The following is a 5,751-nucleotide window of genomic DNA, read 5'->3' as shown; positions in this document are numbered from 1 at the left end:
GCAGGTCTGGCCCGCGTTGAACAGCTTGCCGGCGGCGATGCGCTGCGCCGCCTGCACCACGTCGGCGCTGGCGTCGAGGATGGCGGGCGACTTGCCACCGAGCTCCAGCGTCACCGGCGTGAGATTGGCCGCGGCGGCCAGCGCCACCTGGCGGCCGACGCCGGTGGAGCCGGTGAAGAACAGGTGGTCGAAGGGCAGGCGCACGAAGGCCTGGCCCACCTCGGCATCGCCCTGCACCACGGCGCATTCGGCCGGATCGAAATGCTGCGCCACCAGGTCGGCGAGCAAGGCGGAAAATCCGGCCGTGACCTCGCTCGGCTTGAGCAGCACCCGGTTGCCGGCGGCCAGCGCCGCGACCGCGGGCGCCAGCGCCAGCTGCAGCGGATAGTTCCACGGGCTCACCACGCCCACCACGCCCACCGGCTGCGGCAGGATGCGGCAGGTGCCGGGCAGCGAATGAAAGGAGGTGGGCACCCGGCGGGCCCGCATCCAGCGCCGCAGGTGCCGGCGCGTATGGGCGATGCCGGCCTGCACGAAGAAGGTTTCGGCGATCGCCGTCTCGTGCAGCGAGCGGTTGCCGAAATCGGCGGAGATCGCACGCGCCAGCCGCTCGCTGTTGGCGTCCAGCAGGGCCTGCAGGCGCGCCAGGCGCTGCAAGCGCACGCCCAGCGCAGGGTAGGGCTCGCGCGCAAAGGCCGCCCGCTGCTGCGCGAGCAGGGCCGACAGCGGATCGGCGCGGTCCATGTCAGTAGCGCGGTTCGAAGCGGCGGATCGCGTCTTCCACTTCGCGCGTGACCTCGAAGCCGGGGCCGTACTGCGCCGCCTGTTCGCGCGCGCGGGCGAGGAAGGCGTCGATGCCCATGCCGTAGACGAACTGCAGCGCGCCGCCGGTCCAGCCCGGGAAGCCGATGCCGAAGATGGAGCCGACGTTGGCGTCGTGCACGCTGGTCAGCACGCCCTCGGCGAGGCAGCGCGCCGTCTCGACCGACTGGCGGAACAGCAGCCGGTCCTTCAGGTCCTGCATCTGCCAGGCGACGCCGGGCCGCTCGAACAGCGTCTTCAACTGCGGCCACAGGAACTTGCGCGCGCCCGGCTCCTGCGGGTATTCGTAGAAGCCGGCGCCGGCCGCGCGGCCGTTGCGGTCGAACTCCTTGACCATGCGCTCCACCAGCAGTTCGCCGGGGCTGGCGATGTAGGTGCGGCCCTCGGCGCGGTAGTCGGCCCGCGTCTGGTCCAGCACGTGCACCGAGAGCGACAGCGCCGTCTCGTCCAGCACCGCCAGCGGCCCGACCGGCATGCCGGCCTGGATCCCCGCCTGTTCCACCACCGGCGCCGGGATGCCTTCGCCGACCATGGCGGCGCCTTCCATCACGAAGGTGCCGAACACGCGGCTGGTGAAGAAGCCGCGCGCGTCGTTCACCACGATCGGGATCTTGCCCAGCGCCTGCACGTAGTCGTAGGCGCGCGCCACCGTGTCGTCGTCGGTGGCCTGGCCGCGGATGATCTCCACCAGCTTCATCCGGTCCACCGGGCTGAAGAAATGGATGCCGACGAACTTCTGCGGCCGCGCGCTGGCGCGGGCCAGCCCAGTGATCGGCAGGGTGGAGGTGTTGCTGGCGAAGAAGCCGTCGGGCGCCAGCAGCGGCTCGGCCTCCTTGGTGACGCGGGCCTTGAGATCGCGGTTCTCGAACACCGCCTCGACGATCAGGTCGCAGCCCTGCAGGTCATTCAGCGACTCCGTCGCCGTGATGCGCGCGAGCAGCGCCTGCTGCTCCTCGGCGCTCATGCGGCCCTGGTCTACCCGCGCCTGGGTGACCTTGCGGCTGTACGCCTTGCCGGCTTCGGCCTTGGCCATGGACACGTCCTTCAGCACGGTGGCGATGCCGCGGCTGGCCTGGGCGTGCGCGATGCCGCCGCCCATCATGCCGGCGCCGAGGATGCCCACCTTGCGCGGCACGAAGCGCCCCTCGCGCGGCGGGCGCGACTGGCCGGCCTTGATCGCGTTCAGGTTGAAGAAGAACGTGTTGATCATGTTCTTCGCCACCGGCGAGACGATCAGCCTGGCGAGATAGCGCGACTCGATGCGCAGCGCGGTGTCGAAATCCACCTGCGCGCCTTCGACCATGGCGGCCAGCGCGTACTCGGGCGCGGGATAGAGCCCGCGCGTCTTCTTCTTCAGCGCCGCCGGGGCCACCGCCAGCATGCCGGCGATCTTGGGACTCGAAGGCGTGCCGCCCGGCATCCGGTAGTCCTTGGCATCCCAGGGCTGCTGCGCCTGCGGATGCGCCGCGATCCAGGCCAGCGCCGCCGGGCGCAGCGCCGCCGCGTCGGGCACCAGTTCGTGCACCAGTCCCAGCGCCAGCGCGTCGCGCGGCGAGAACAGCTTGCTTTCCAGGATGTAGGGCTGGGCGCCGAGCAGGCCCAGCAGCCGCGTCATCTTGGTGATGCCCGAGGCGCCGGGGATCAGGCCCAGCGTGATCTCGGGCAGGCCGAACTGGATCTTCGGCGCATCGACCGCGACGCGATGGTGGGCGGCCAGCGCCACCTCCCAGCCACCGCCGAGCGCAGAGCCGTTGAGGCACGCGACCACCGGCACGCCGAGCGTCTCCAGGGTGCGGAAGTTCTTCTTGACCTGCTCGATCTCGTGGAACACCCGCGGCGCATCCTGCGGCTGCAGGCGCATCGTGCCCTTGAGGTCGGCGCCGGCGAAGAAGGTGCTCTTGGCGGAAGCGAGGACGATGCCGCGCAGCGCCGCGCGGTCGGCCAGCAACTGCTGCACGGCGGCAGTCAGGTCCTGCTGCCACTGCTCGCACATGGTGTTGACCGGCGAGCCGGGCTCGTCGAAGGTGAGGGTGGCGATGCCCCCGGCCAGCTCGTAGCGGATGGTCTGCATGCTCACATCCTCTCCACGATGGTCGCGATGCCCATGCCGCCGCCCACGCACAGCGTGGCGAGGCCGTAGCGCAGCTGCCGGCGGTGCAGCTCGTCGACCAGCGTGTTGAGGATCATCGCGCCGGTGGCGCCGAGCGGGTGGCCCATGGCAATGGCGCCGCCGTTCACGTTGACCTTTTCGTGCGGCACGTCCAGCTCGCGCATGAACTTCATCGGCACCGCTGCGAAGGCCTCGTTGATCTCGAACAGGTCGATCTGCCCGATGTTCAGGCCGGCTTTCGCCAGCGCCTTGCGCGCAGCGGGCATGGGACCCGTGAGCATGATGGTCGGGTCGGCGCCCGAGAGCGCCGCAGCCACGATGCGCGCGCGCGGCGTGAGGCCGTGGGCGCGTCCGGCCGCCTCGCTGCCCACCAGCACGGCGGCGGCGCCGTCGACGATGCCCGAGGAGTTGCCGGCATGGTGCACGTGCTCGATGCGTTCCACCTGCGGATAGCGGCTGATCGCGACCTGGTCGAAGCCCAGCGCGCCGAGCTGCTCGAAGGCGGGCTTGAGCGCAGCCAGTCCCTCCAGCGTGGTGTGCGGCTTGATGAATTCGTCGTGGTCCAGGATGGTCTGGTCCAGCCCGTCCTTCACCGGCACCACCGAGCCGGCGAAGAAGCCGCCTTCGCGGGCGCGGGCGGCGCGGCGCTGCGATTCGAGCGCGTAGCGGTCCACGTCCTCGCGCGTGAAGCCTTCCAGCGTGGCGATGAGGTCGGCGCCGATGCCCTGCGGCACGAAGGCGGTGGCCGAATTGGTCTCCGGGTCCTGCGCCCAGGCGCCGCCGTCGGAGCCGATCGGCACCCGGCTCATGCTCTCGACGCCGCCGGCGACCACCAGGTCCTCCCAGCCGGAGCGCACCTTCTGCGCCGCCAGGTTGACCGCCTCCAGCCCGGAGGCGCAGAAGCGGTTGAGCTGGACGCCGGAGCAGCGCCAGTCCCAGCCCGCCTTGAGGGCCGCCACCTTGGCGATCACCGAACCCTGTTCGCCGATGGGAGAGACCACGCCCATCACCACGTCGTCGACGGCGGCGGTGTCGAAATCGTTGCGGCGCTGCAGTTCGGCGAGCACGCCGGCCAGCAGGTTCACCGGCTTCACTTCGTGCAGGCTGCCGTCCTTCTTGCCCTTGCCGCGCGGCGTGCGGATGGCGTCGTAGACGAAGGCTTCGCTCATGCGGATCTCCCTTTCGGATGTGCGCCGCAGTATAGGCAGCACCGCATCGCGCTGTCGTGCACGTGGGATGTCGCACAGGCGACGCCGTCGGGGATTTCCTCAAGGAGGGGCCGGACCCTTCGACCTAGATTCGCCATTGCAGACCCATGATCGAACGTACCCTCTTTTCCCCCGAACACGAATCCTTCCGCGAGGCCTTCCGCCGTTTCGTCGAGCGCGAGATCGCGCCCTTCCACGCGCAGTGGGAGGAGCAGGGCTTCGTCGACCGCGCGCTCTGGCGCCAGGCCGGCGAGCACGGCTACCTCTGTCCCACCTTGCCGGAGCGCCTGGGCGGTGCCGGCGCCGACAAGCTCTACTCGGTGGTGCAGATGGAGGAACTGGCCCGCGGCGGCTTCACCGGCGTGGGCTTCGGCCTGCACAGCGAGATCGTCGCGCCCTACCTGCTGCACTACGGCACGCCCGAACAGCAGGCGCGCTGGCTGCCGCGGCTCGCCAGCGGCGAGATGGTCGGTGCCATCGCGATGAGCGAGCCGGCCGCGGGCAGCGACCTGCAGGCGATCCAGAGCACGGCGCTGCGGCAATCCGATGGCAGTTATCTCCTGAACGGCAGCAAGACCTTCATCACCAACGGCTGGCACGCCGACCTGGTGATCGTGGTGGCCAAGACCGATCCGGCCGCCGGCGCCAAGGGCACCAGCCTGCTGGTGGTGGAGCGCGGGATGCCCGGCTTCGAGAAGGGCCAGCGCCTGAAGAAGCTGGGCCTGAAGGCGCAGGACACTTCCGAGCTGTTCTTCCACGCCGTGCGCGTGCCCGCGGAGAACCTGCTGGGCGGCCCGGCGCTGGAGAACCGCGGCTTCGCCTGCCTGATGGAGCAGCTGCCGTGGGAGCGCATGCAGATCGCGGTGACGGCCGTGGCCGCCTCGGAAGCGGCGATCGCGTGGACGCTGCAGTACGTGAAGGACCGGCGCGTGTTCGGCCAGGCGCTGGCGAACTTCCAGAACACGCGCTGGAAGCTGGCGGAGCTGCAGACCGAGGTGCAGGTCGCGCGGGTGTTCGTCGACCGCTGCCTGGAGCTGGTGCTGCAGGACCGGCTCGACACCGCGACCGCCAGCATGGCGAAGTACTGGACCACCGACCTGCAATGCAAGGTGATGGACGAGTGCGTGCAGCTGCACGGCGGCTACGGCTTCATGTGGGAGCTGCCGATCACCCGCGCGTACGCCGACGCGCGGGTGCAGCGCATCTACGGCGGCACCAACGAGATCATGAAGGAGGTGATCGCGCGGGGGATGGGGCTGGGGGGCGGGCGCTGAAGCGCTGGGCTTCGCGGCGTCCGAGGCGGGTGCCTCGGACGCACTCAGCGCCAGCCTACAGAAGTCAACGCCCCATCGCGGCCAGTCCCGCCGCGGCGACCACGCCGTCCTGCTCGGACGAGCCGCCGGAGACGCCGATCGCGCCGATGATGCGGCCGCCCTCCGTGAGCGGGATGCCGCCTTCGACGGCGGTCGCGCCGCGCAGCTGCAGGATGCGCAGGCCCGCGCCGCCGGCGGCCAGGCCGTCCTGGAAGGCCTTGGTCGGACGCCGGTAGGTGCGGCGGAAACGGCCTTGTCCTGCGCGACGGCGATGCTGGCGGTCTGCGTGTTGTCCATC

Annotated in this window: 5 protein-coding genes; 1 reads left to right on the top strand and 4 read right to left on the bottom strand. The window is 70.6% G+C overall.

Features of this window, described 5'->3' with window-relative positions; all coding sequences use genetic code 11:
- The 3 genes from VFM98_RS06515 to VFM98_RS06505 form a co-directional block, all read right to left on the bottom strand.
- Nucleotides 1–744, bottom strand: a 744-nt coding sequence (locus VFM98_RS06515; protein ID WP_325109095.1) for an aldehyde dehydrogenase family protein, incomplete at its 3' end; no start/stop codon positions are given.
- Nucleotide 745: 1 nt separating this feature from the next.
- Complete coding sequence (locus VFM98_RS06510; RefSeq protein WP_325109094.1) at nucleotides 746–2,893, bottom strand: 3-hydroxyacyl-CoA dehydrogenase NAD-binding domain-containing protein; 2,148 nt, start codon at nucleotides 2,891–2,893, stop codon at nucleotides 746–748.
- Nucleotides 2,894–2,895: 2 nt separating this feature from the next.
- Complete coding sequence (locus VFM98_RS06505; RefSeq protein WP_325109093.1) at nucleotides 2,896–4,101, bottom strand: acetyl-CoA C-acetyltransferase; 1,206 nt, start codon at nucleotides 4,099–4,101, stop codon at nucleotides 2,896–2,898.
- Nucleotides 4,102–4,247: 146 nt separating this feature from the next.
- Between VFM98_RS06505 and VFM98_RS06500 the strand changes: the two genes are divergently transcribed.
- Nucleotides 4,248–5,414, top strand: a complete 1,167-nt coding sequence (locus VFM98_RS06500) for an acyl-CoA dehydrogenase family protein (protein WP_325109092.1) — start codon at nucleotides 4,248–4,250, stop codon at nucleotides 5,412–5,414.
- A gap of 64 nt (nucleotides 5,415–5,478) precedes the next feature.
- Here the strand turns inward: VFM98_RS06500 and VFM98_RS06495 are convergent.
- Nucleotides 5,479–5,751, bottom strand: a 273-nt coding sequence (locus VFM98_RS06495) for a heme-binding protein (protein WP_325109091.1), incomplete at its 5' end; no start/stop codon positions are given.

The sequence above is a fragment of the Ramlibacter sp. genome, assembly GCF_035706265.1.
GTDB lineage: Bacteria > Pseudomonadota > Gammaproteobacteria > Burkholderiales > Burkholderiaceae_C > Ramlibacter.
The sequence above is the reverse complement of the archived record's forward strand: the minus strand, read 5'-3'. Positions and strand labels throughout refer to the sequence as shown.